The organism is Wolbachia endosymbiont of Nasonia vitripennis (assembly GCF_048054115.1).
Taxonomy (GTDB): domain Bacteria; phylum Pseudomonadota; class Alphaproteobacteria; order Rickettsiales; family Anaplasmataceae; genus Wolbachia.
This window is the reverse complement of sequence record NZ_JAFEVF010000005.1, coordinates 1-26,439: the sequence shown is the minus strand read 5'-3', so window position 1 is coordinate 26,439 and position 26,439 is coordinate 1. Positions and strand designations below refer to the sequence as shown.

At 34.3% G+C, this 26,439-nt stretch carries 21 protein-coding genes and 2 tRNA genes; 11 read left to right on the top strand and 12 right to left on the bottom strand.

Annotated elements, in window-relative coordinates; all coding sequences use genetic code 11:
- Both JR053_RS01535 and JR053_RS01530 read right to left on the bottom strand, forming a co-directional pair.
- Positions 1 to 875: IS481 family transposase (locus JR053_RS01535; protein WP_416603325.1), on the bottom strand; the 875-nt coding region annotated here is incomplete at its 3' end.
- A 53-nt stretch (positions 876 to 928) separates the two neighbouring features.
- Complete coding sequence (locus tag JR053_RS01530) at positions 929 to 1,249, bottom strand: hypothetical protein (RefSeq protein ID WP_416603323.1); 321 nt, start codon at positions 1,247 to 1,249, stop codon at positions 929 to 931.
- A 554-nt stretch (positions 1,250 to 1,803) separates the two neighbouring features.
- On the opposite strand from JR053_RS01530, the gene JR053_RS01525 reads away from it, so the two are divergent.
- The 3 genes from JR053_RS01525 (at position 1,804) to JR053_RS01515 (ending at position 4,740) form a co-directional block, all read left to right on the top strand.
- A tRNA-Val gene (locus JR053_RS01525) sits at positions 1,804 to 1,876 on the top strand.
- 28 nt (positions 1,877 to 1,904) lie between these two features.
- A complete protein-coding gene (locus JR053_RS01520; RefSeq protein ID WP_010404467.1) occupies positions 1,905 to 2,801 on the top strand; it encodes a cation diffusion facilitator family transporter in 897 nt (298 codons plus the stop codon).
- Between the two features lie 55 nt (positions 2,802 to 2,856).
- Entirely contained in the window at positions 2,857 to 4,740 is a 1,884-nt protein-coding gene (locus JR053_RS01515) for a hypothetical protein (RefSeq protein ID WP_416603321.1), read from the top strand.
- On the opposite strand, the gene plsY is transcribed toward JR053_RS01515, so the two are convergent.
- From plsY to JR053_RS01485, 6 genes are read right to left on the bottom strand one after another with little or no spacing between them, the layout of a single operon-like run.
- Positions 4,735 to 5,310, bottom strand: coding sequence for a glycerol-3-phosphate 1-O-acyltransferase PlsY (gene plsY / locus JR053_RS01510; protein WP_029237657.1), 576 nt, complete (start codon positions 5,308 to 5,310; stop codon positions 4,735 to 4,737). The genes JR053_RS01515 and plsY overlap by 6 nt on opposite strands.
- Positions 5,310 to 5,537: a hypothetical protein gene (locus JR053_RS01505; RefSeq protein ID WP_416603319.1), complete on the bottom strand. Its 228-nt coding sequence runs from the start codon at positions 5,535 to 5,537 to the stop codon at positions 5,310 to 5,312. Before JR053_RS01505 ends, plsY begins: the two co-directional genes overlap by 1 nt.
- 10 nt (positions 5,538 to 5,547) lie before the next feature.
- Entirely contained in the window at positions 5,548 to 7,014 is a 1,467-nt protein-coding gene (locus tag JR053_RS01500) for an alanine/glycine:cation symporter family protein (RefSeq protein ID WP_010404447.1), read from the bottom strand.
- Positions 7,015 to 7,016: 2 nt separating this feature from the next.
- A complete protein-coding gene (locus tag JR053_RS01495; protein WP_010404445.1) occupies positions 7,017 to 8,351 on the bottom strand; it encodes an alanine/glycine:cation symporter family protein in 1,335 nt (444 codons plus the stop codon).
- A gap of 22 nt (positions 8,352 to 8,373) precedes the next feature.
- The gene (locus JR053_RS01490; protein ID WP_010404443.1) at positions 8,374 to 9,144 is read right to left on the bottom strand and encodes a CDP-alcohol phosphatidyltransferase family protein; all 771 of its coding nucleotides are present in this window, start codon (positions 9,142 to 9,144) and stop codon (positions 8,374 to 8,376) included.
- The gene (locus JR053_RS01485; RefSeq protein ID WP_010404440.1) at positions 9,141 to 9,824 is read right to left on the bottom strand and encodes a phosphatidylserine decarboxylase; all 684 of its coding nucleotides are present in this window, start codon (positions 9,822 to 9,824) and stop codon (positions 9,141 to 9,143) included. The genes JR053_RS01490 and JR053_RS01485 overlap by 4 nt, the downstream gene beginning before the upstream one ends.
- A gap of 218 nt (positions 9,825 to 10,042) precedes the next feature.
- Between JR053_RS01485 and JR053_RS01480 the strand changes: the two genes are divergently transcribed.
- The 6 genes from JR053_RS01480 (at position 10,043) to JR053_RS01455 (ending at position 20,891) form a co-directional block, all read left to right on the top strand.
- Entirely contained in the window at positions 10,043 to 10,909 is an 867-nt protein-coding gene (locus tag JR053_RS01480) for an ankyrin repeat domain-containing protein (protein ID WP_010404439.1), read from the top strand.
- 70 nt (positions 10,910 to 10,979) lie between these two features.
- On the top strand, positions 10,980 to 12,212 hold the full coding sequence (locus tag JR053_RS01475; protein ID WP_010404437.1) for a hypothetical protein: 1,233 nt from the start codon (positions 10,980 to 10,982) through the stop codon (positions 12,210 to 12,212).
- Positions 12,213 to 12,432: 220 nt separating this feature from the next.
- On the top strand, positions 12,433 to 14,805 hold the full coding sequence (gyrB, locus tag JR053_RS01470; protein ID WP_010404435.1) for a DNA topoisomerase (ATP-hydrolyzing) subunit B: 2,373 nt from the start codon (positions 12,433 to 12,435) through the stop codon (positions 14,803 to 14,805).
- A gap of 186 nt (positions 14,806 to 14,991) precedes the next feature.
- Positions 14,992 to 16,458, top strand: coding sequence for an Asp-tRNA(Asn)/Glu-tRNA(Gln) amidotransferase subunit GatA (gene gatA / locus JR053_RS01465; protein ID WP_010404433.1), 1,467 nt, complete (start codon positions 14,992 to 14,994; stop codon positions 16,456 to 16,458).
- Positions 16,459 to 16,569: 111 nt separating this feature from the next.
- A complete protein-coding gene (polA, locus tag JR053_RS01460) occupies positions 16,570 to 19,098 on the top strand; it encodes a DNA polymerase I (protein ID WP_010404431.1) in 2,529 nt (842 codons plus the stop codon).
- A gap of 884 nt (positions 19,099 to 19,982) precedes the next feature.
- Positions 19,983 to 20,891 carry a hypothetical protein gene (locus tag JR053_RS01455; RefSeq protein WP_010407147.1) on the top strand — a complete coding sequence of 303 codons (909 nt, stop codon included), beginning with the start codon at positions 19,983 to 19,985 and terminating at the stop codon, positions 20,889 to 20,891.
- An 8-nt stretch (positions 20,892 to 20,899) separates the two neighbouring features.
- On the opposite strand, the gene JR053_RS01450 is transcribed toward JR053_RS01455, so the two are convergent.
- The 4 genes from JR053_RS01450 to JR053_RS01435 all read right to left on the bottom strand — a co-directional run bounded on the left by JR053_RS01450 (position 20,900) and on the right by JR053_RS01435 (position 23,286).
- A complete protein-coding gene (locus JR053_RS01450) occupies positions 20,900 to 21,682 on the bottom strand; it encodes an exodeoxyribonuclease III (RefSeq protein ID WP_010407149.1) in 783 nt (260 codons plus the stop codon).
- On the bottom strand, positions 21,682 to 22,389 hold the full coding sequence (locus tag JR053_RS01445; RefSeq protein ID WP_416603312.1) for a uroporphyrinogen-III synthase: 708 nt from the start codon (positions 22,387 to 22,389) through the stop codon (positions 21,682 to 21,684). The genes JR053_RS01450 and JR053_RS01445 overlap by 1 nt, the downstream gene beginning before the upstream one ends.
- Positions 22,390 to 22,633: 244 nt before the next feature.
- The gene (locus tag JR053_RS01440; RefSeq protein ID WP_077188390.1) at positions 22,634 to 23,131 is read right to left on the bottom strand and encodes a hypothetical protein; all 498 of its coding nucleotides are present in this window, start codon (positions 23,129 to 23,131) and stop codon (positions 22,634 to 22,636) included.
- Between the two features lie 70 nt (positions 23,132 to 23,201).
- Positions 23,202 to 23,286: transfer RNA gene (locus JR053_RS01435), tRNA-Leu, on the bottom strand.
- Positions 23,287 to 23,348: 62 nt separating this feature from the next.
- Between JR053_RS01435 and tldD the strand changes: the two genes are divergently transcribed.
- Together tldD and JR053_RS01425 are read left to right on the top strand one after the other, a co-directional pair.
- The gene (tldD, locus tag JR053_RS01430; protein WP_010962974.1) at positions 23,349 to 24,767 is read left to right on the top strand and encodes a metalloprotease TldD; all 1,419 of its coding nucleotides are present in this window, start codon (positions 23,349 to 23,351) and stop codon (positions 24,765 to 24,767) included.
- A 286-nt stretch (positions 24,768 to 25,053) separates the two neighbouring features.
- Positions 25,054 to 26,301, top strand: coding sequence for an IscS subfamily cysteine desulfurase (locus tag JR053_RS01425; RefSeq protein ID WP_077188391.1), 1,248 nt, complete (start codon positions 25,054 to 25,056; stop codon positions 26,299 to 26,301).
- Positions 26,302 to 26,439: the final 138 nt, after the last annotated feature.

Genomic DNA, 26,439 nt, shown 5'->3' with positions numbered 1-26,439 from the left:
TTCTTTCTAAAGATAATATTGTAACATTCATCTTGCATAGTTCTGTGGAACCTTTCACATATGCCATTAGTCTGTGGAGAACGAGCTTTGGTTCGAGAATGATCAATATTTTCTACCCCTAAATATAGCTGGTAAGCGTGATTTTCAGGTCTGCCACAATACTCTGTACCACGATCCGTCAAAACACGTAGCAATGATACTTTCTGTTCATCAAAGAACGGTACTACCCTATCATTAAGAAGATCTGCAGCTGTGATAGCAGTCCTTTCTGTGTAAAGCTTAGCAAAAGCAACTCTGGAATAGGTATCAACAAAGGTTTGCTGGTAAATTCGTCCAATACCTTTGATATTACCAACATAATAACTGTCTTGGCTACCTAAGTATCCTGGATGCTCTGTTTCAATTTCTCCATGGGCCTCTTTTTCTTCCTTAGCCTTTTCTAGAGCTGTTATCTGTTCTTCTGTTAAAATGATACCATCCTGAGCTACTTTTGCTTCTAATGCCTTTAACCTCTTTTTAAAATTTTCAAGATCGTTTCTTTGCCACACTGATCTTATTCCACTTGCAGAGATGAGAATTCCTCTCTTTTTCAGTTCGTTTGCTGCTCTTTCTTGTCCGTATGCTGGAAACTCTATTGCTATTTCAACTACTGCTTTTTCTATATCCTCCGACACTCTATTTGCATACAATGGCTTGCTTTTGCTTATCTCGTGTAAAGCCTCTTCTCCTCCTGTTTCATACAGTTCTTTGAAGCGGTAAAATGTATCCCTTGAATATCCCATTACTTTACACGCCTGTGATACATTTCCTAATTGCTTTGCAAGTTCTAGCAATCCCAACTTTGGTTTTAGTATTTTTTCTTGTGTTGTATTCATATCTGACACTCCTTTAAAACTTGTCTATATTTTTATCTTACTTTGTTTGCTTGTCAGATCAAGTCTAAACTATTACAATCTCCAAGGTAAGAACCAAAACGTTCGCTTCCACCAAGGTGAGTGTAATCAGCCTTATCATCAAACACATAAATTTTGAATGTTTGTTTTGAGCTACCAGGCTCCAGCTTAAATGCATCTTTAAAATTAGTAGCTGTTTCTCTTATCTCACTTTCAATGTGAGCAACTTTACTTGCTCTTAAATTATGAGAATAAACTTCTACTTTAATATTTAAATCTTTAACTTCTATGATATGCTTGTTGTTAAAATATTCATCTTTAGATATATTTTTATTTACTTGTCGATTGATTGTCATTACTTTAACCCCTAGTTTATTAGTCTTTACAATATCAAGCATAAAGTGACTCATCTGAAAAAAACGTAAATTCTCATATTGGTATAATTTATATCTTAATAAAAAAGTATAGATAGTTAACTTAATATGTAACATTTAGAATGTGGCTAAAATTCTATAGCTAACCTTAAGTGGCTGCTAACAAGTAACGGAATTATAAATATTAAGAAATTTATCAATTTTAAAAAAGGCAAAAAAATCCCTATGTAGCGAGTTTTGACCCTATAACAATGTAAATTGGCGTTGTAATAATATGCTAACAAGCGCGATTTGGCTGAATGTAGAAAAAATAAAAAAGACATGCAGCCGCTATAATTTTTATGTAATTTGCCAATAAATATCTGAGTTTTTTACTGAATTTTTGTTGTTGAACCTGCGAGGATCAAAAACAAGGATAAGTACTCTTATTGGTATGATAAGGAAAGTGGGAAGGTTTGTCAAGGAGTTTCATTCAGCAAGAAGTCTAAAAGCAAATTGACTTTCATTTCACTGAAGCACTATACTAAGGTTAAGATGGGTAATTAGCTCAGTTGGTAGAGCACTTGCTTGACGTGCAAGGGGTCGCTGGTTCGAGCCCAGTGTTACCCACGTTTTTTTGCTCATAAAAAGATTTTATATGACAGCAGTGCACAATGGCAAACACTCAATAGCAGAGTCCAAGCGCTTAATTTATTCTATAATAATAGTTGCAATAACAATGCTTATGGAAATAGCAGGTGGAATAATTTCACACTCACTTGCTCTGTTATCAGATGCAGGACATATGCTCACTGATCTTTTTGCCTTGGTTTTAAGCTGGATAGCACACAAATTTTCAGCTAAGAAATCTGATTTACAGAGGTCATATGGGTATCACAGATTACAGATAATCGCAGCATTTGTTAATGGTTTAACTCTATTTTTCATCGCAGTGGTCATTATCATTGAGTCAATAAAGAGATTTATTTTTCCAGTTGATGTTGAATGGAAAGTAATGCTAATAATTTCTACACTTGGCCTAATATCTAACATTATAGTCTTTTTTATATTACATAGTAAATGCGAAAATAATATAAACATAAAAAGTGCTGTATTGCACGTTATAGGAGATATTTTAGGTTCTGTAGCTGCTATACTTGCATCCATAATTATCATGTTTACCGGATGGCAAATAGTGGACCCTATTTTGTCAGTATTTGTCAGTGTAATAATCTTAAACAGTGGCTATAAAATTCTCAAGAATTCTTGCCATATACTCCTTGAAGGTACACCTGAGAGTGTATCTGCTGAGGAGATAAAAAGTGAGATTGTATCTAAGTTACCTGAAGTGATAGATGTGCATCATATACATGCATGGTCACTATCTGATAATTATTTTATACTTACTATGCATGCCAAGATAAAGCAAAATGGACAACACACTAATATTTTGTATGAGATAAAAAAAATACTATTAAATAGGTTCGAAATTGCGCACTCTACAGTTGAAATTGAATACGATGAGTGCGTAGACAGTAAAATACTTAAGCATTGACATCTATAGGCTATTTGTTATTACTACAATATCATAATATTATAGAGAGTAGGCTATGATAGGTGTTTCCCAAATACAATTTCCTGGAAAGGATTCTTACAGATTAAAGACAGCAAGTTACTTCGCAGCTTTTGTTTCTTTAAGCATTTTAGTTAATCCTGCCAATGTCTTTTTATCTTTTGCCACATTGTTTTTTAGATCTGAAATAAAAACTTTTTACGTTTATAAAGACATAAAAGCTGCAAAGCAGGAAAAAATAAGTAAAAAGGAATATTGGGAAATATTTTTTAAGGATAATAAAATTAAGATAGAATCTTTCCTTTTATTTTTTGCCTCTATAACATATATAACTTTTACAACTACTTTCCTGCTTGTTTCGTTACTTGCAACAATACCACTTGCAATGATTTTAATTCTATTACAAAATGAATTAAGGCCAAAGGATTTTAATCCATTTACGTTACTCAAAGCTGCTATTAGTTTCTTTTTAGAAGGCATAAAAGAAAACTCACGTGGGCTAGTCAATAGCTTTGATATTAAGCTTGAACATTTACTACCCCATCAATTAAATAATGATATCATTAAAAATATTGACAAATTAAAAGATAAATATACTGAACAAGTATCTGAAGACACTATTAATAATGAGGGATTTAAAGAGTTTATTGAATATATAAATCACTTACATATGCTTGATGGCCAACCATTTAGTAATGAGAATAAGGGAAAATTAGTAATGTTTTTGCAAGATTTTTGCAAAGGTAATGAGAAACATAGCTCTGGTTTCACTGGTGGACAAATTCTTCTGTTAGTTCTTAGAGCCTGCAATGATGGAGATAGAGAAGCTGTAAAAAATAAAAAAGACGCGTTGATTGCAAATTTACTAGATAGCCAAACTTTCTCTAGAAAAGAACGAATTCCTAACACATGTTTTACTGGTGTTATCTACAGAATGTTAAGTACATTAGAGGGTATTCATTCCGATCCAGAGATTAAATTTACACCACCTAGACAAATGCTCCTTACAGAAGCAGAAAATGAAGCACGTAAGTTTATGTTAGACAGGCTAAAAAATAAGAAGAACAGTAAAGAAATTCTTAGGGCTTGGCATAACGCCCAAAATAATTATGAAGATGATAAAAGTCAAAAAATAGTTGATGATTTTATTGCAGAAGTAAGTATTTCCTTAATGAGAAATTTACTGAGTTTTACTTCTCAATATAGTGAACAAATTGTGCTGACGTTAATGAAAAATATTAACTCTGTAAAGTTAAATAAATTAGAGCACTTTGCGCTGTCTCAGCACATAACAAATAAACTACAGGGGGATGGTTTAGACGATCAACTCGAAAACATCAAAGGAAAAGTCTTTTTGGAGCTTTTAAACCAAAATTTACTTAGAACAGATTTTTTTCTCAAGGACTCATCTTTAACTGAAGCTAAGAGAATAGCTAGCAAAATAATAAAAGAAGAAGTAAAAGAATTAAAATTGAAAGCCAAGAAGACTATTAAGGGTCAAGTAGACAGAATGTTAGATAGTTTAAGAATGTTACCACTAGAGAAAAGGTGTTATAGGGTATACACGGAACTGAGTAAAAATAGCAGAGACGATAAAGAAGAAATAAAGAAAATTCTGCAAGAAAAACTAGCAATAACAGAAGCAGCGATAAATAACATGTTAAAAAAAGAAGCTTCACACAGGCTAGAGATAGAGATTGAAGATATTTATAATCAAAATAAGCGCAATGTAACCACACTTTATGAAAAAATACAAGAAGTGAAGCAAAGATTCATTGAAGATGAATTTTTAATACCTCAAGAAGTAGAGAGTATAACAAGAGTAAAAATTACAATCTTAAATAAAGAAGATAAAATAATACCATCAAGCAGTTTATCTCGTAGTTTAAGTGTCAGTGATTTAACATCTCATTGCTTATAGAAACTTATGCTCTCTGCCTTGCAGAAGATTTGCAATATTTTTGTAATGCTTCAAGAAAATTAATATCGCTACAGTGAGTAGTATAAGGAATAACTCCTTTTGAAAAAAGAAAGATGCTATAACAGCTGCTGCATTAGCAGCCAAGGAAGCAAGAGAGGAGTACCGAAAGATAAAAAATACTATTAGCCAGACAAATACAAATGCTAATGCTATAGAAATGTTAAGTGCTACTAAAACTCCCAAAGTTGTTGCAACCCCCTTTCCTCCATTGAACCTTAGCCAAATAGGAAACATATGCCCTAGAACTGCTAAAATTGCAGATACATATATATAAAAATCGTTATTATCACAAAATTGTTGTGCTGTATAAACCCCGACAAATCCTTTCAAAGAGTCTAAAAATAATGCGAGGACAGCAAGTCTCTTATTTCCTGTTCTTGCAACATTTGTAGCACCAATGTTTCCTGAACCTACTTCTCTTAAATTTATACCATTTATTTTTGCAATAATTAAGCTAAACGGTATTGAACCTAGTATGTAGGATAATATAAGAATTATATATTTCTCCATTATTCTAGCATCCTCTCTCTTGTCATCCCAGTGCGTGACACTGGGATCCAGCGAACTTTATTCGCAAACGAATCTAGTAGATAAATATAAAATTTTACATTAAAATATAACACTACGGTGGAACTATATGCAAAATAGATCCCAGTGTCACGCACTGGGATGACAAAAGGGAATTTTGCTATGAAAAGAAGATGGCGCTGGAATGACATCTGTTGTTGTACCTTCATATGCCAGAATTTAATTAATTTTATTATTCCTTAGCCTTTTTAGATAACATTGGACTTCATTGTTAATCTGATTGCTAAACAGTATAAGTGCTGTCATATTGATGAGTGCTAAACAAGAGAATAAAGCCCCACCAATATTAGCAATAGCCATTATATCTTTAGACAAACCTGACAAAAATGCAACTACCACCACCGCTATACGATATATTACTACACTTTTTACACCAAACAAATACAGCCATCCCATTTCACAACAATATACAAATGAAATTACTGAGGAAAACGCAAACAAAGGCGCAGCGATGGTTAAAAGTATAGGAAACCAAGAAGAAACTGTTTCAAATGCTTTTTGGGTGATCAATATTCCCTCGCCAATGCCAGTCTGGTATGCGCCTGTTATTACTATTGTTATTCCTGTCAAACAACAAATTAACATTGTATCAAAGCATGGTTCTATCATAGCAACTAGACCAGTCCTAACCGGCTCCTCATCTTTAGCTACAGCGTGAGTAATTGCAGCAGAACCAACACCTGCTTCACTGGCAAAAATTGCCCTTTGAATCCCAGCGACAAATGCTCCTACTACTCCACCACCAACAGCATTGAAGTCTATCATACTGGAAAACAATATTTTTAATGTATTGCTAAAATTGTGAATATTGAATGCAATAATCGTGAAACAACTCAAAATATATATGAGTGACATAATAGGCACCAGCGCAGAAGAGACTTTAGCTATTCTCCTGATTCCACCGATAATCACTAGAGCAAGTAATGTAGAAATTATGAAGGAAAGAACCCAAGGATGACTATCTATCCAGCTTGAATAGCCAGATAATATTGAAACCATTTGATTAGTCTGAAATGCTACACTTCCACCAAGACCTGACAATACAAAAAACACTGCATATATTGCAGCTATCACAATACCAAGCTTCTTAAATCCAAATTCCTCTAGTCCATTTCTTATATATTGAAAGGGACCACTGAATAACTGCTCCTGGCCTTCTGTTCTGTGTCTGAATGCTAAAGTTACTTCAGCAAACTTTGCAGACATACCAAAAAAGCCTGTGATCATCATCCAAGGTACCGCTCCTGGCCCTCCCATTGAAATTGCAATTGCAACACCAGCAACAGTTCCAAGACCTACTGTGCTTGATAGCGCGGTTACAAATGCCTGAAAATGCGTAATGTGACCATCATGATGATCTGTGTCATATTTTCCACATAAAATAGCGAACGCATGCTTAAACATCCTTATGTTGAGAAATCTAAAACGTAGTGTTAGAAATATATAACCAAAGGCCAATAAAAGAATTATAAATGGTACGTGAAAGATCTTGAAAAACAACACTTCATTCATGAAGTTGCTTACTCCATTTAATGCAGTGTCATAACTTTTATGAAAAACTGAAGCAGCGTATACATCATTAAATGGTAGGCAAAATAACACTATATAAAGCATTCTATAAATCATGTTTAATACCTTTTGTAATAAGAATCTATTGTATTTAAGACTTCCCTTCTCAGTAGATATATCGCAACAGCATTTGGAATCATAAGGCACATAAACAGGCTATCACCTAAATAAGATATAAATTCTATATTTTTTGATATACAGCTGATATACACTGAACCCACTATAAAAAACTGAAACAATATCAGTACTTTTTTGTTACCAAATAAGTACACTAGGGCAACTTCACAGTAGTAATAGTAAGCTATTATTGTGGAAAATGCAAAGGAAAACATTATCAGCGGAAGAGCTAGCTTGCTAAATAAAGGTAAGGCTGTTGAAAATGCTGAGCTAACTAACGTAATATCACCTACGGTATTAGTGATATGCATATCGGTGATAATTATCACAATACCAGTCAAAAATGAGACTAATATTGTGTCTACAAATGGTGCAATCATTGCAACACTTCCAACTTTAACTGGGTCTTTCTCTTTTACAATCGAATGTGCTATAGCTGCTGTTCCAGTACCTGCTTCATTAGCAAACACTGACCTTCTTACCCCTGCTATTAATCCACTCAATACTCCACCTCCTATAGCTGATTTGTTAAAGATATCTTGAAATATTATAGATAGAGCATTCAGTAGATTATTTCCGTTTACACAGATTAAATATATACACATGCCTATATATAACATTATCATGATCGGCCCTAAACCTGTTGCAACTAAAGCAATTCGCTTTATTCCTCCCAGTATTACAATTAATACAAATAGCGAGATAATAACAGATGTGTTGTATTCAAATAAGTTACTTGACAACGCTGCAATTTGATTTGCCTGAAATGGTATGCCGCCTAGAATCATTGCAACAAGCAGCATAACTGCGTAGATAAATGCAAGGAATTTGCCAGTCTTCATAAATCCAATCTTTGCAAGTCCATGTTCCATATAATAAAAAGCCCCACCAGTTGTGTTTTCAGAGCGATGAGTAAATGCAAGCACTACTTCAGCAAATTTTATTGACATGCCAAGTACTCCGGTAATTATCATCCAAAAAACTGCACTTGGCCCCCCTATTGTAATAGCTATTGCAACTCCTGATATTGTTCCAAGACCAACTGTTCCTGAAATTACCGTTGCAAATGCCTGAATGTGGGTGATTATGCCGTTATTATTATGGCTCTCTAGGTTGAATAGTGTTTGTATCCCATATTTGAACAACCTAAAGTTAATGAATTTGAATCGAATCGTACAAAAAACCCCAGTTGCAATTACCCAAATAATTATAAATGGTATGTTGAATATCTTTATATATAAAAAAGAGTTTAATAGATCAGTTGCTTTTACAATCATGCTGCTCACTACTTTTATATAGCTAATGAGTTTTATATGTGTAGTATATATAAAGTCCAGTGCTTATTGGAATAGTAAGTATATACAATGCGCCTAAAATTGGTAGTGTTATCCAGGGCTTGCTTATAAACAGTATGATCAATATTCCAAAAAACGACACAAATATATAGGATAGGCTTCTAGGAACATAAATGTACTTTGCAGAGAAAGTTGGAATATGACTTATCGAAAAAAATGAAATGGCCAAAAAGTAACAAGCTGTATTCTTTACGTTAAAAAATTGCTCTATAAGAAGTAAGTATTCACTCTCATGAGATTGAAAGGTAATAATTATTGGTAACAGAGCAAGTAAAGCGCATACAGGAGCTGGAACGCCGGAAAAGAAAAATTTTTTCCAGTATAATTGCTCTAAATGTAGCGAAACATTGAATCTTGCAAGTCTTATTGATATGCAGATTACATATATCATTACTAAAATCCATCCTACAACTTTAATTTCCTTTAATTTCCAAAAATATAAAAGAAAAGCAGGTGCTGAACCAAAATTTAGAAAATCTGCAAAAGAATCAAGCTGTGCTCCAAAATCGCTAGTTGATTTTAGAATTCTTGCTATTCTGCCATCCATTCCATCTATTATTGCTGCAATGATAATAAAAATTGCTGAAAATTCCCATTGTTCATTAAATGTGAATTTAAGTGAAGTAAGGCCAGCACATAAACCCAGTAAAGTTATAAAATTTGGAAATAACTTGGTAATAGGTAAGGATTTACCGTTACTTTCATCGTTATTCATACAATGTCAAAGGTAAGCTTCTCTTGTTTATTTAAATCTGCTATAACTGTCTCACCACCAATAACAGTTTGTCCTTCTGAAACTCTTACTTCTATACCAATAGGAATATAAATATTTACTCTGCTACCAAATCTTATAATTCCAAATCTTTCACCTGCTTTTACGCTCTGAGATGTCCTCAAATTACAAACAATGCGGCGTGCAATAAATCCAGCTATTTGTTCCACAATGATTTCTTTTCCCTTTTCATATTCAATCACAATAATCTGCTTTTCATTTTCATTACTGGACCTATTACTCATTGCAGAAACAAACTTGCCTTTCTTGTAGCTCATTTCCTTTATCGTACCAGATATTGGTATACGATTCACATGGACATTCAAAATGCTTAGAAATATGCTGACAAGTGTAAATTTCTTTTCTTCTTCATTCTCTTCTGATAAAGGGTAACTAACTTCTTCTATCTTTGAAATCACACCATCAGCGGGGCTTAATATAAAATCCTTATTGCTTGGTACAGCTCTTGCTGGATCACGAAAAAAATAAGTACATAATAACGTTGGAAATAAGCAGGTAATTCCAGTTCCCCAAGATATAGAGAATGCTATACACGTTACAATAAAGGAGACAATTATAAATAAATAACCTTCCTTGTTTATATTAGGCAGACCAAAACACATAACTTATTTTCGATAACTCATGATTAACAATCTATCATTTATAATTTCTCATGAAAAGCTTTTTTTCACTTCTTCACTTTTGGAATGCTTATATAAGCATTGATGGATATTAAATCTTTAATAAAAATTAAAGATTTTTAGCTGTTGTTAATATTATTTTAATAAAAAATTAACAATAATTCTTAATAATGTATGAATTATTATGTTCGTAATTTCGTATGACAGGGGAAATAGAAAAAGATGAATCTCCTTCCTTATACTCTGCAATTCGGATGGGTGATATTGAAGCTACAGAGCTGCTAATAAAGTTTGGTGCAAATGTCAATGATAATTATGAACGTAATCGTACGCCACTGCATGTTGCTATCGGGTATAAGCAGTTTGAAATAGCGAAATTGCTGATAAATAACGGAGCAAACGTTAACGCAAAAACTGGAAATCATGGCAAAGATGACTTAACACCAATGCACCTTGCAATTTTTGCAAACACGCCAGAGTTTATAGAATTGCTAGCTAGCAATGGTGCGTTAATTAATGAAAGGGAAAGCACTGAAGGACATACACCTTTTCACCTTGCTACTTTATATGGAAATAAAAGTGTAATACAAGCCTTAGTTGACAAGGGACAGAATATTGAAGATATTGATGATAATGGGCGGACAGCTTTATTTTTAGCTATTAGACAATGCACTGAAGCAAAGGATGATAGCAGAGTAGAAGTTATCGAGTATTTGATAAATAAACTCAAAGCAGACATAACGAAAAAAGATAATAATAACAACACAATACTTTTTCCTGCTGCTAATAATTGTCCTGGAAAAGTAGTGGAACTCATCATTAAACAATATATAGAAAGCTTTGGTAGAGATCGGTTGAAGAATTTTATCAACCACAAAAATAAAGCTGGAATGGATGCCTTGGATATTGCACTCAATAGTGGAAATGAAAAGGCCATTGAAGTACTTAGCTCATATGGAGCAGATATCGAGAATAAAGTAACTCCCAAGATTACTGTAGAAAAACCAAATAGTACCTTAGATGGAGCGGAAAGTATAGAAGTGGTATCCCCAATCAAACAAAAATAAAAGCAGCTCTAAATTCCTTGCTTTATTTACATTCTTTCTATAGTATGATATATTAATGTTAGAATAGGGTATGTTTGCAGGTCAAAATAATAATCAACAGCAAAATAGAAATAGAGTACAGGCTTTAATAGAAAGAGTGCAAAATGCTTACAACAACACTAATAAAATTAAAAGATTCATTAATATAGTTTTATTAGTAAGTATGATTCCTTCATTTTTTCTTCTTGTACAGCTCTCTTTGTATTTATCATTAGTAAATTATTTTTTCAAACCAAGGGAAAATGAAAAAAGATTATCAGCGTGGCCAAAAAATGTTATTAGAATAACATTAAGCATTTTTTTAATTATACACATTATTAATTCCTGTGTGCTTTTGGTACTGCCTATATTGTGCTTATGGTTGCTAAACAAATCACTCATTGAAGAAATACAGCAGTTTAACGATTTAATACAACAAATTCCAGAGGAAGAAAGGCCTATTTTCTTTCAAGATTTAGCAGCCATTCCTTTTATGGCACAAACTACTCATGACCCAAGTGCAGTTGCTAGTATAAACTTGAGTGTTGATAGACTCATAGAAAAGTATAAAGAGAATTTAAGCAAAGATGAATTCTATGTACAGCTAAATAGAGGCAACACAACCGACATTGAAGAGTACATCAAACAGTCAAATGAATTTACAGAAGACGATAAATCTCATGCACTTGAATGCTTAAGATTTATCAATAGAACAGGAGATAATTTTAAAGACAATCATAGTGAGTTAACACTAAAGCAAGCAGCTATTTTATGTTGGAAAGCCTGCAATGATAGAAATACAGGGACAGAAAATCAAAGAATTCCTTTGAGTGATGCAGGCATAAAAAATAGAAAGGATATGTTTGTAAAGGGTCTTGTAGACGCTGCAACAACTTATGGTAATCAAGGTCAAAGTTGTGTAGGTGGAACATACAATAAATTATTTGAGTCTTTATCTGGCTTACATCCATCAGTGGTTATTACACTCGATGGAGAAGAGGCTAGAGAAATGATAAAAGAAACGATCACACAAAAATTCCCTGAAATGGCCAGAGCCAATTTCACCAATTTCTCTGGAACAGAACAAGAAAGGATCCGTAGCGAGTTGCCAGAGTTATCATCTGAAACAGTAAGGTATATTATGACTACGCATTCAGCTCTTGAGAGAAGGTGTCAAGAGTTCAGCAATAGATTAAACAATGATAAAAAGAATGAAATATTAGAAGAGTGTATGAGCAACTTATCCTATGTTAAATTGGAAAATCTAAGTGGAAGGAAAAGGTAAATTGTATTTGATTGTAGCCATTTATCTTGAAATATGAAGCAGAGTTTGTATGATTATTTGAACCTAAGTTTATGTATTGAAATAACATGTAAAACCACTTCGTGTAGGTGATGTATTATATTTTATCTACATGTCAAGGATCCTTCTTTCAACTTAAAGATGTTGCTAATCAGCACATACAAATGTAATATTAATTAATATTTATAAATAAAGCAATTCCATGGAAAGTAACTACAACGCTGACGCAATAAAAATCCTAAGAGGTCTTGATGCTGTAAGAAAGCGTCCAGGTATGTACATTGGTGATACTGATGATGGATCTGGTCTGCACCATATGGTGTACGAGGTTGTTGACAATGCGATAGATGAGTCTTTAGCTGGTTATTGTAGTAAGATTGAAGTTAGCATAAATGAAGATGGTTCAGTTTCTGTAACCGATAATGGTCGTGGCATTCCAACTGATATTCATGCAGAGGAAGGAATATCAGCAGCAGAAGTAATAATGACCCAATTGCATGCAGGAGGTAAATTTGACAGCAATACCTATAAGGTTTCTGGAGGATTACATGGTGTTGGAATTTCAGTTGTTAATGCGTTATCGAGTTGGCTGGAATTAACCATATGGCGCAATAAGAAGGAATATTTCATACGCTTTGAAGATGGTGAGTCTGTTGAATCTTTAAAGGTAATTAATGAAAACAAAAATAAAAGAGGAACTAGAGTAACGTTTATGCCATCAACGGGGACTTTTAGTAGTATTGATTTTAGTTACTCCACTCTTGAGAGTCGCATCAGAGAATTGGCATTTTTAAACTCAAATATTGAGATCATTTTGTGTGATCTCCGTAATAAACCACATGTAAAGTCTCATTTTAACGATAGTAAAGAGTCTGAAGATAATTTTGGTACAGCTAATTTTGTACGGTACTTAGACAAGAATAAGACACATGTTACTAAAATTGCCAGCATTAGAGATAATGTAAAAGATCTAGGTACCAGTGTAGAAATATCAATGGAGTGGAATGATTCCTACTATGAGAATATGCTATGCTTCACAAATAATATAAGACAACGGGATGGTGGTACGCATTTGGCGGGGTTTAGATCTGCACTAACCAGATGTATCAATAACTATGCAAACAATGAAGGTTTTTTGAAGAAGGCAAAAGTGAATTTGACTGGAGAAGATGTTAGAGAAGGCTTAACTTGTGTTTTATCTCTCAAGATGCCTGATCCTAAATTTTCTTCACAGACAAAAGATAAATTGGTCAGTTCTGAAGCGCGGGCAGTTGTAGAGAGCATAGTTTTTGACAAGTTGAGTACAATACTTGAAATTGACCCCAAGTTAGCAGCAAGTATAGTAGAAAGAGCGATTAGGTCAGCAAAAGGAAGAGAAGCCGCAAGAAAAGCACGAGAGTTAGTTAAAAATAAAAACAATATTAATATTGCAACTCTACCTGGAAAGCTTGCCGATTGTCAGGAAAAAGTTCCTGAGTTATCGGAATTGTTTATAGTAGAGGGTAATTCCGCAGGTGGTACTGCAAAGCAGGGACGTAATCGTAAAACACAGGCGGTACTTGCTTTAAGAGGGAAAATTCTAAACGTAGAACGTGCAGGGCTGGATCGTATTTTTTCATCTGCAGAAATTGGCTCTCTGATCACGGCAATTGGGGCTGGAATAGGGAGTGAGCACTTCGATATTGAAAAAACTAGGTATCATAAAATTATCATTATGACAGACGCAGACGTTGATGGCTCGCATATAAGAACTTTGATTCTAACTTTCTTTTTTAGACATATGCGTGAAGTAATTGAGAAAGGATATTTATACATAGCGCAGCCACCGCTCTATAAAGTTACAAAAAATGCTAAAGATACTTATATCAAAGATGATGAAACTTTTGAAGAGTATATAGTAAATTCAGCGATTAAAAGATTAACATTAAATGGTGTAGGCAAAGATTTGCGTTTCGTTTTGAATAAGTGCCTCAGTATTTCAAACATTAGCAAAAATTATGATAGGGAAATACCAAAAGATCTCTTAGAATCATTGCTAATTTTAAGCAAAAAGAATGCTCTATTGTCTGCTGATGAGATATTAAAATATTTAAAATTGATGTATAGTGAATATAATTGGGAAGTAGAAGTAAAAGATGAGGAAATTCACATTGCTAAATTGTTTCAAGGGTTAGCAGACAAATATGTATTCTCGCTTAGTATGCTTGAAAGTAAAGAAATACGGAATATATTGAGTTCTCTTGATAACATAATTGACTTATTTAATGGTGATTCATTTTTACAGTCGCAAGAAACTGAAATAAAAATAAAGTCTCCAAGTGCACTCGCAAAAATAGTGATGGATTATGGTAAAAAAGGTTTAACTCTGCAGAGATTTAAAGGCCTTGGTGAAATGAATGCTGATCAGCTTTGGGAAACTACACTCAATCCAGAAACTAGAACTCTGCTAAAAGTTGAAATAAAAGATTGTGAAGAAGCAGATAGCATATTCTCGGTGCTAATGGGTGATATAGTTGAACCACGTCGTGACTTTATAAATAACAATGCACTTAACGTGCATGATGTTGATATTTGATTTTAGAAACGCTAAACCCTTATGGCTTAGCATTGTGTGCCAAACCGGCTATTTAAAACGTACTACTAACCAATCCATTTCAGAAATCTGAATTGATCTCGGTTGTATTCCCGTTTTCGATCATAAATATATAGATTTTCTGTCCTATTATTGTTATAATTAATCCCTCGCTAAAATTGAATATTAATGAATGAATTGAGAAGGCTCACTATTACAGAGATGCATGATGGACTTAGGCGGAGAGATTTTTCTGCTGTTGAGCTTGTAGAGACGCATGTTAATGCAGTTGAAAATGAGCAACTGAATGCATTTGTAACAAAAACCCCAGAAATCGCGATAAAAGCTGCTAAAATAGCAGATGAATACTTTTTGAAACAAAAAGATAATATTTCATCACTTATGGGCATACCAGTTGGTGTTAAAGATTTATTTTGTACAAAAGGAATAAAAACAACGGCATGCTCAAAAATGCTGGAAAATTTCATCCCGACTTATGAATCTACGGTATCTAACTTGCTTTTAAAAAATGGAGCAGCCATGCTTGGTAAACTTAACATGGATGAGTTTGCTATGGGTTCTGCGAACACAAATAGCTATTTTGGTCCTGTTAAAAATGTATGGATTAGAAAAAGTGACGGAGAAAAAGTTGTTCCTGGTGGATCATCTGGTGGATCTGCAGCATCAGTTGCTGGGTTTTTATGCGCTGGAGCATTAGGAAGCGATACTGGTGGGTCTGTACGTCAACCAGCAGCTTATTGCGGAGTAGTGGGAATAAAGCCAACTTATGGAAGGTGTTCGCGTTTTGGTATGATTGCATTTGCGAGCTCTCTTGATCAAGCAGGAGTAATTACTCGTTCCGTTTCTGATTCAGCGTTAATACTGGAAACAATTTGTGGCTATGATGAAAAAGATTCAACATCGAGCAAAAGGCCAGTGCCTAAATTCTCTAATCTTATAAATGGTGATATCAAGGGTAAGCGCATTGGTATACCAAAAGAATATAGAATGGATGGAATTTCAGAAGAAATCGTTCATCATTGGGAAAAAGTTTCTTCCAATTTAAAAGAAAATGGTGCTGAAGTTGTTGACATTACTCTGCCTCATACTAAATATGCGATACCGGTTTACTATCTAATTTGTTCTGCTGAAACTTCATCTAACCTTGCTCGCTATGATGGTGTACGTTACGGATTCAGGGTTGATGCTGATACCCTTGAAGAAATGTATTCGCTAACAAGAGCAGAAGGTTTTGGTAAAGAAGTGAAAAGGAGAATTTTAATTGGTGCTTATGCGCTTTCTTCAGGTCATTACAATGAGTATTATGAAAAAGCACAGTGCATTAGGGCATTAATTAGAAATGATTTTATAAAAGCGTTTGAAAAAATAGATTACATACTTGTGCCATCTGCTCCAACAGAAGCTTTTGGCTTAAATGAAAAGCCAGACCCGCTAATTATGTGCATCAATGATGTGTTTACCGTGCCGGCAAGCTTAGCGGGGTTACCTGCTATTTCTGTTCCTGTTGGACTTTCCAATGAAGGCTTACCACTTGCTTTGCAAGTAATTGGAAATTATTACGATGAAGCTGGAATATTAAATATGGCAAGTGTGATAGAGCAAAATTGTGGCAGAATAGTTAATTCCCTTACGTAATATGTTTTCTTATAGTAACTATAGCATTATGATTATTTTGGCTATAGGAAACAAGAGCTTGATTTTTATAGCTAAATAAAAGACCATCAAAGGCACACATAAATATCTACAATGAAAGAAAAAACTTTCACAATCATTGATGGTTATGGTTTTCTTTTCAGAGCTTATTACGTTTTGCATCATTTGACTACCACAGCTGGTATTCCAGTAGGTGCTGTGTACGGTTTTCTTAATATGGTTCTGAAGTATATTTCCCATTCGGACTACTTAACTATAGCACTTGATTCTGGCAAAAAAAATTTCAGGCACAGTTTATATTCTGAGTACAAAGCAAACAGAGTAACACCTCCTGAGGATCTAATTCCACAATTTACAATACTGAGAGAAGCGGTAGAAGCTTTTAACTTCAGCTATGAAGAGATTGAAGGCTATGAAGCAGATGACATAATTGCAACACTAGCTGCAAAATATGCCAACCACGAAGACTTTAAAGTAGTAGTAGTCTCATCAGATAAAGACTTATTTCAACTTTTGAATTACAACATTCTAATATTTGATCCTATTAAAAATATATACATAGATGAAAAACAAGTGATAGAAAAATTTGGTGTAAATTCAAATAAGCTTCTTGATTTATTTTCTCTAACTGGAGATGCATCTGATAACATTCCAGGCGTTCCAGGAATAGGCCCAAAAACTGCAGCTAAATTGCTGGATAAATTTGATTCGTTGGATAACATTATAGAAAACATCAATAACATTGAGCAAACAAGAGTTCGTAATATTCTTACTGAGCATAAGGAAAAAGCACTAATTTCAAGAGAACTTTTGTCACTATGCAAAAAAGTAGATCTTCAACATGATATTGTAAAATATGAAGTCCATCCTCCAAATATGGAAAAATTGTTATCCTTTTTGAAGAAATATGAATTTAATTCATTGATAGGAAAAGTAGAAAAGCTCTTTTCTTATAGTGGATCTAGCACAAAAGAGAAAATAGAATATAGTAGTGAAGAATTAGAAAAATTTTTGGAGCATTGCAGATATGAAGGTAAAATTGCAATTCATTGCCACTTTGAAAACAATAGATTAAACAAAATCTCCTTATCTTGTAGTGAGGATAATATTTTCTACATAGATCAAAGCTGCCTACAAGATGCACTTACTATAATAAATTCAACTTTATTTTCAAATGGGGTGCTTAAAATAGTACATGATATTAGAAAGATCAGAGAAATATTTCCTACAATAGAGAGAGTGCTAGACTCAATTGATGACCTGATGATCATGTCATACAGCCTTGACACAGGTAAGCATGATCACAGCATTCCAAACATAATTGCACACAATTTAAGTAAAAATGTAGAAACTTTCTCGGCAAAAATTTTAATAGCGATCCATGAGAAACTGACACAAAGATTATTTCAGGAAAAACTTTTTACGATTTACGAGCGCTTTGATAGACCTCTCATGAAAGTAATATTTGATATGGAGCAAAATGGAATACTGCTCAATATTCAAAAACTACAGGAATTGTCTGATAAGTTTGAGCAGCTAATTGCTGTACTTGAAAACGATATACATAATTTAGCAGGAGAAAAATTCAACATTGCATCGCCAAAACAATTAAGTGATGTTTTGTTTAATAAAATGGAGCTAAGTAAAAAGAAAAAGTCAAAATCTGGGTCTTATAGCACAAACTCTGAAGTTCTAGAGGCACTTGAAGAGGAGGGGACAGAAATCGCAGGTAAAATTTTAAGTTGGCGACATTCAAGTAAATTAAAGGGTACCTATACTGACGCGTTAATAAAACAGGTTGATCCGCTTGATGGTAGGATACATACAAGCTTTTCAATCACTGTGACTGCAACTGGAAGGCTGAGCTCTAGCAATCCTAATTTACAAAATATTCCTATCAGAAGCGAAGAAGGTAGTCTTATCAGGCAAGCCTTTATTGTGCCAAAAGGTTGCAAGATAATTTCTGCTGACTATTCACAAATAGAATTAAAAATCCTGGCACACGTTGCAAATGTTACCGCATTTAAAGAAGCTTTTGCAAACAGGCAAGATATTCATGATATCACTGCAAGACAAGTTTTTGGAGTGCAAGAAATAGATGAGCAATTAAGACGCAAAGCAAAAACCATTAATTTTGGCATTATATATGGCATTAGTCCATTTGGCCTTGCAAAGCGACTTGGCATTACCTTTCAAGAGGCTGCTGAATACATTAATTACTATTTTTCTTGTTACCCAGAAATAAAGGTCTATATGGAAAAAGCAGTATCTATCGCGAGAAATCATGGTTATGTAGAGACTTTGTTTGGTAGAAGATGTTTTGTAAGAGACATCAACAATAAAATTCCTTATCTAAGACAATTTGCAGAAAGGGCAGCAATAAATGCACCACTGCAGGGAACTGCTGCTGATATAATAAAACGCGCGATGATTCGGCTTTTTGATCAGTTAAAGTCAGGTAAAATAATCCTCCAGGTTCATGATGAATTACTTGTAGAAGTGGAAGAGAGCAGAGTGCAAGAAACAGCAAAACTTATGAAAGATATAATGGAAAATGCAGTAGAAATTTCTATACCACTTGAAGTAGAAATAAAAATTAGCGACAACTGGGGCTTTTCTTAATTATACCGTAGATCCTAAGAACCTGTCTTGAAAGGACTTAAGTAGTATCTGTTCAGATGCATGGCTAATGTGTAAATATTGAAGCAAAAGTAATGTCATCCCAGTGCTTGACACTGGGATCCAAATTGCTCACAAGCAACCTAATCATAGATATTAAAAGCAACGCTTTCAATGAGCCTACAAAAGGCTGGATTCCAGTGTCAAGCACTGGAATGACACCTTATTGTTGTAAATTCACTTTTACCTTATTTTGCCACACCCCTGAACGGATGCCTTGAGTGGTTAATTTCGTAAGTATAATAGTAGTCATATTAAAGAGTTCTTGAAGTAAGGAGAGTACACTCATACGTCAAGCAAACAACATTTACCTAAAATCTGTGACATTAGCAGCTTTCTTGCCCCGTTTTCAGTAAACAGTGATTTTTCTATATATTAGAAAAATTTTTATTTTAATTAGCGTTAAACAGTAGGCGCCTATTGGTTTTTAGCTAAAGTAAAGGTCAAATATCTGGAATTCTGGACATAAAATCCCCCTGTGTAAAAAAAAAGATTAGAAAAAAGTGCAGCGCACATACAACAGAGATTAAGCATATTTACATGCACTAAAGAAGATACGCTACGCTTTTTGATTAAAAATTTGACTGAAAAGTCTGCAGACAAAGATAGATTTTGAGCTCTTAAAATATCTCTAACTGTAATTATAATCAGATTTAAAATATATGGAAGCAATTTTTTACATTCCCTTATCACTTATATCATTTGTTACTCTTCTATTTTTTGCTTTATTCTTTTCTTTTTCCCCTTTCGATACAGGTTTTAGGAAATTTGAACTAATGCGAAAAATATGCTATAATTAAAGCATAGGTTAGTACGAATAGATCATTATGAATGAGATACTTTTCAAGAAGGAACATAAGGAAATTTACGATTACTTTGTGAAAGTATTAGAAGGTAAAGCCAAATTAAGGGAGAGCGAAGGAATAACTGATTATTTTATATTAGCTTATAAGAAGATACTACTAACTAATGTCAATCCAGAAGAGATAAGACCACTCAGTGAAGAGAATTTTTGTCAGTTTTTACTTTCTGTATTTAAAGAAGTTAGAGAGAAAAAATTAGCGAACAAAGAGAATGTCAAGAATGTTGAAATAAAGAAATTAGTAGATGATTGTGTAGCTGATATACGTGGTACAGAAGCTAAGGATTCACTAATAAAACTTGTTGGGTTACCATTGGGAATAAAAATAGACCCGAAAAATATTTCTGATTCTTGTATGAGTGGGCTAAAAGAGAAAATACCATTCTTAGGCGGTGGTAAAAAAGAGGATGATGAACCACCACTTAGTGATGAAGAGATGGTAACAAAGTTCTTACGTAAAGTTTTTCTTCCTATTCTTTTTTCCATTGCTTCAATATTAATTTTTGGTCCTACTACACTTGCAATAGTTGCTGCTGTTATTGGTACAATATTTGCCGTAAAGGGAGGAGTTGAGGTTCTTTTTTCAAATAATAGGCCAGGTACTTTATATGACCCTAGCTCACCAGATAAAGATGATACAGAAAAGAGAGAAAAATTGAATGAAAAAATTCGCAATGGCATTGATGATATTTTAAAAACCGAAATCAAAGAGATTACTGAACAAATTTCTCAGGGAGACGGAGAGAATAAACAGCATTTTACTTCTGAGCGAGTTTGCAGTCCACGAAAAGAAACACCTGCTACCCTTAAACAACCTACTTTAGATCAGCCAGCTAAAAGTACAGGACAGCAAACAGATTTACCAAATATGTAAGAGGTCTTTTATTGTTTTATAACACATACAACAGGAGTATGATCAGATGGGTTTTCTAGTTTACGCAACCTATCATCTATGTAACATGTTTCCAATTTATCTGCAGCTTGTGGCGATAGCAGCATATGATCTATTCGCATTCCTTGATTGTTTCTGAGTGAATTGCCTTGATAATTCCACCAAGTGAATTGTTGTAAGTTGAGGTGAGATATTCTAAATGCATCTTTAAAACCAAGATTCAAGATCGCTCTTAATTTCTCACGCTCTTTTATATGAAAGCACACTTGGCCATTTAATAAATTTGAATCAAAAACATCAATTTCATCCAGTGCAACATTATAATCGCCAGCTATAATAGTTAACTCTTCATTTTTCAACAAAGTGCCCATCCTTTCATATAGGTTATCAAAAAACTTGAGTTTATACTCAAAAGTATGAGAGTCTGGGCTTTGACCGTTTGGAACGTATACACTTCCTACCCTTACCTTATTATTGGTGTGTTTTATCACACACTCTATATAACGTGCTTCTTGATGACTCTCTACAATATCAATTTTAAACTTCTCCAGTATTGGATATTTAGATAAAACACAAACACCATTTCTTGCAACCTGTCCATAGACAGCATATTCATATCCTAATTCTTCTATCTCTGCATAAGGAAATTGCTCTTCTGTACATTTTATCTCTTGCAGCAAAACTATATCTATCTGACTATCAACTATAAAACTACAAAGTTGGTTAATTCTTTTACGTATGGAGTTTACATTCCAAGTTGCAATCTTTAGCATCAACAATCCTTATTAATTATATCAATTAAACTCTCCCCTGTAGGCAACCTCGATGTTATAATTTTTTTCCACTTGATTAACTTTAAACTATCAGCAATGTTTTTACTCATGGTATATGCAACTGTATTATTCATCACAGGAGATAGCCCACTTTTTAGAACTAATGAACAAAATACCCTTGCAGTTTGTGAGGAAAAAAAAGCAACGCTATCAATTTTAGCGTCCAATAGTAAATTTTTACACCTATTAGTTAGACTCCTTTTAGTAATTGTTTTATAGAGTACAACTTCTCTTACGTTAAAACCTTCTTCAGATAATCTTTTTTTTAGGTCACATGATACTTCTTGTCCCCTTATATACAAGAACTTTATTGCGTTTGAATAATGAGCTTTTATGAATGATATCAGACCATCAACGTTGCTGTCTGCTGAGATTATATCAGAAAATCCCAAATTTTTTGCAGCCTGCATGGTTGAATTACCAACTGTAATAATCGGAAAGTCATCCTCTTTGCATATTTGACTAAAAGCCTTTACACTGTTTTTACTTGTAGATATCACAACGTCAAATTCGTACGCAGATATATCAGGATTTAAGTACTTTATTGTGAATACTGGTTCTATAAAAACTTTGTATCCATACTTTCTCAATATATTTCTTGTATTGAACGAGTCCAATAAAGGCCTCGTTAATAAAATAGACTTCATTCTGATTTATTTCACTACTAGTAAAATAGTACCCTTTATACACAAATTACTGAATAAAAACTTTTATTTTGATAGCTTGAGCAATTATTCAAGTAATTGATGTGGAAGTAGGAGTACTAAGCGCTCCTACCCCAATAAGCCCACAATTTCTGCTTACACTTTTTTGACGCTAATTACATCGAACTCTTTTGAATGGCTTCCTTCAGTGGAATTATATAGCTAATATTCCTGTATAAGTTAATACTTAAGCTTGTACTCTTGTAGTATTTGAAGAGAGATTCTCAAGGACGTTTTTTGTCTGTGGTTCACTAATCATAGTTTGAACGATATTAGCTGCCATAATAACACAGCCTAGAATAAAAAAAGGCGTAGAAACAAAATAAATAACAGAAGACTCAAAAAGCGACATAGATGCAATACCTCCTATTAGAAATGAAGCACTGGATGCTATATCAAGATAGATCTTTGTTAACTTTTTTTGTCCTGGAGTGTTTTTTATGCCAGATTTCTTATTAAGATTCTGTTGTCGGGAATGATCATTTAGTGACCATATATTTAAAGCAAACGAAAGTGCACTGAATATAGTGCCGGCAATACTAAAATACAGACTTAAGACAGGAATATTCAAGACCAATGCCGCTATGTATCCAATGAAAGAGATAGTAGATAGTGTAGTAACTAAGCGTTTCGAGTAAGTTCGTACCTTCTTTCTGCAGGCTAACTTATTTTTTTCACTATACATAGCATGAATATTACCTAATATGTTATATTATAACATTAATTAATTCAATAAGCAATATGGAAGCTAAGAGTGCCCGAGAGAAGACTTGAACTTCCACAACTTAAAAAGTTACTAGCACCTGAAGCTAGCGCGTCTACCAATTCCGCCACCCGGGCTTTTTATAGTTTACTATGTTAAAGTTAAATAATATACTTAAACAATTTTTAGTTCAAAGGTAATGCCAAATCTAGATCAAATATTTTTTGCTCAAAACAATGTTAATATTAATAACGTGTATAAAATAGTCAATAACGCTTTGAGCAATAGCGATGGTGGTGAGCTGTTTCTAGAATTTTGCCAGTCGGAGTCCCTGGTTTTTGAGGATAACATATTAAAACACATGGACTTGAATACTAGAAGGGGATTTGGTTTAAGGTCTTTTTGTGAAGATAGTACATCTTTCGTTTGTTCTTCTGAGATCAGCGAAAAAGAAATTAGTAATGCTGCTTCTATGGTAAAAAGCTCAGTGTCTTTAAACAAGACAAATTCAATAAATTTAAACGAAGAGACAAAAAGCCTATATTCGAGGATTAACCCTATAAATGAAATGGATCTGAATTCAAAGATTAAGCTACTCAATGAGGTTAATGAGTATGTAAGGTCCAAAAATAACTGCGTGAAGCAAGTAAAAATAACTCTAAGTGGAGAATGGCAAGTTGTACAAATAATAAAGGGTGATCACAGATTAAGCGATATCAGGCCTCTGGTACGTTTTAATGTGCTAGTCATTGTAGAAAAAGATGGCCGTACCGAAAGAGGTTCTGCAGGGCATGGTGGAAGGGACTCTTATAGTAAGTTTATTTCTGAGAAAAAGTGGAAAGAAGTTGCAAACCAAGCGTTAGAACAAGCACTGGTAAATCTTGAAGCAATTCCAACTCCAGCCGGAGAAATGACAGTCGTTTTAGGTCCAGGCTGGCCAGGAATATTGTTACACGAAGCCGTGGGTCATGGACTTGAGGGCGACTTCAATCGCAAAAAAGTCTCAGCATTTTCAAATTCTGTGGGTAAACAAGTAGCAGCTAGTGACATCACAGTAGTTGATGACGGAACTCTGCCCAATTTGCGCGGTTCTATCAGCGTAGACGATGAAGGCACTCCACCCAGTTATAATATATTGATAGAGGATGGGATCCTAAAAGGATACATGCAGGATCATATGAACGCTAAACTCATGGGTGTAAGCCCAACTGGTAATGGTAGAAGAGAAAGTTATAAAGAAGTTATTATGCCGCGCATGACAAACACCTATATGTTGCCCGGAAAGTATACACCGAAGGAAATAATATCTAGCGTAAAGAAAGGTCTATATGCAGTAAATTTCGGTGGTGGGCAGGTTGATATAACGTCAGGAAAATTTGTTTTTTCATCTTCGGAAGCTTACCTAATAGAAAATGGCAAAATTACACAGCCAGTCAAAGGGGCAACACTAATTGGTGACGGTCCAACAGTGTTGAAAAAAGTATCTATGGTTGGTAATGACTTAAAGTTAGATCCTGGTGTTGGCACATGCTCGAAAGATGGACAAAATGTGCCCGTTGGAGTTGGTCAGCCGACACTCAAAGTCGACGCAATAACTGTTGGTGGAACTGAGATATAGATAAGGGCTAAAACGGATTCCAGCACACGGCGCACAATTGTACAAACATTGTGATTTGGAAGCAATTGCCACCAGTAGGGTGTCATCCCAGTGTTTGGGCACTGCCTTTGTGTTTGAGGCAAAACTGGCTATAACATTTAACACACTGCTTTCGCAAATAAATGTTCGTACAGTTATGTGTCAGCTACTTGGATGACACTTTTGTACTTGATGCAAGATTATATCTTGAAAAAATTAAGTTTTAGTGCTATTAAATGGTTGTAAATTTTGTCTCTGTGGTAGCTTTATGAATGTTGAAAGTAAAAAAATACATGATGCTAAAATAAAATTACCAATATTTCTTGATTATCAATCTACTACTAAAGTGGATCCCCGTGTTTTAGAGGTGATGATACCTTACTTTGGTGAGTTCAGCAATGCACACTCTCGCAGCCATTCATTTGGTTGGACTGCTGAAGAAGCAGTGGAAAAAGCAAGGAAACACATCGCTGATCTGGTGAACGCAGATAGCAAAGAAATTATCTTTACCTCAGGTGCAACTGAGTCAAATAATACAGCAATCAAGGGCGTTGCTCACTTTTATAAAAATAAAGGAAATCATATAATCACTGTCTGCACGGAGCATAAGTGTGTTTTGGATTCTTGTCGGCATCTGGAAAATGAAGGCTTTAAAGTTACATATTTGCCTGTTAAGCAAAACGGAATTATAGATTTATCAAAGCTTGAGGAAGCAATTACTGATCAAACAATCCTGGTTTCAGTGATGATGGTAAATAATGAAATCGGAATAATTCAGCCTGTCAAAGAAATTGGTGCAATATGTAGAAAGTATAATATATTTTTCCACACAGATGCAGCTCAAAGCTTTGGAAAAGTTCCAATTGATGTTAATGAGATGCGCATTGATCTTATGAGTCTCTCTAGCCACAAAATTTATGGACCTATGGGAATAGGCGCATTATACGTTCGTAAAAAGGGCTCTCGTGTTAGATTGACACCATTGATCAGTGGTGGTGGACAAGAAAGAGGTATGCGTTCTGGAACAGTTCCAACTCCCCTTGCAGTCGGTTTTGGTGAAGCAGCACGTATTGCTAAAGAAGAAATGGAACCAGAAGCAAGCAAATTGGAAGGACTGAGAGATATTTTGTACAATAAGATAAAAGAAGCATTTCCTGATGTTGTTTTAAATGGTGACTATGAAAATAGGATTCCTGGCAACCTAAACTTGAGCTTTCCCTATGTTGAGGGTGAGTCTCTCATCATGGCAATCAAGGATTTAGCAGTAAGTTCTGGTTCTGCGTGCACATCTGCGTCTCTTGAGCCTTCCTATGTCATACGGTCGTTAAATAATGGCCATGACCTTGAGCATTCATCAATTAGATTTGGCCTAGGCCGATTTACAACCAAAGAAGAAGTTTTGTACGCAACAGATCTTATTACTAAAAATGTTGGCCGACTGAGAGAAATGAGCCCACTTTGGGAGATGGTACAAGAAGGAGTAGATTTGAACACCGTGAAATGGGACTCTCATTAAGAGGTTGTCCGGAAACAAGTAAAAGGCTATAATATCTGAAATTTTAGTACGGGGTAAAGATGAGAAAAAAGTATCCAACAGATCTAAGCGAAAGGGAATAGGCAAGAATAGAAAAACACTTCAGAGTATCATACAAGA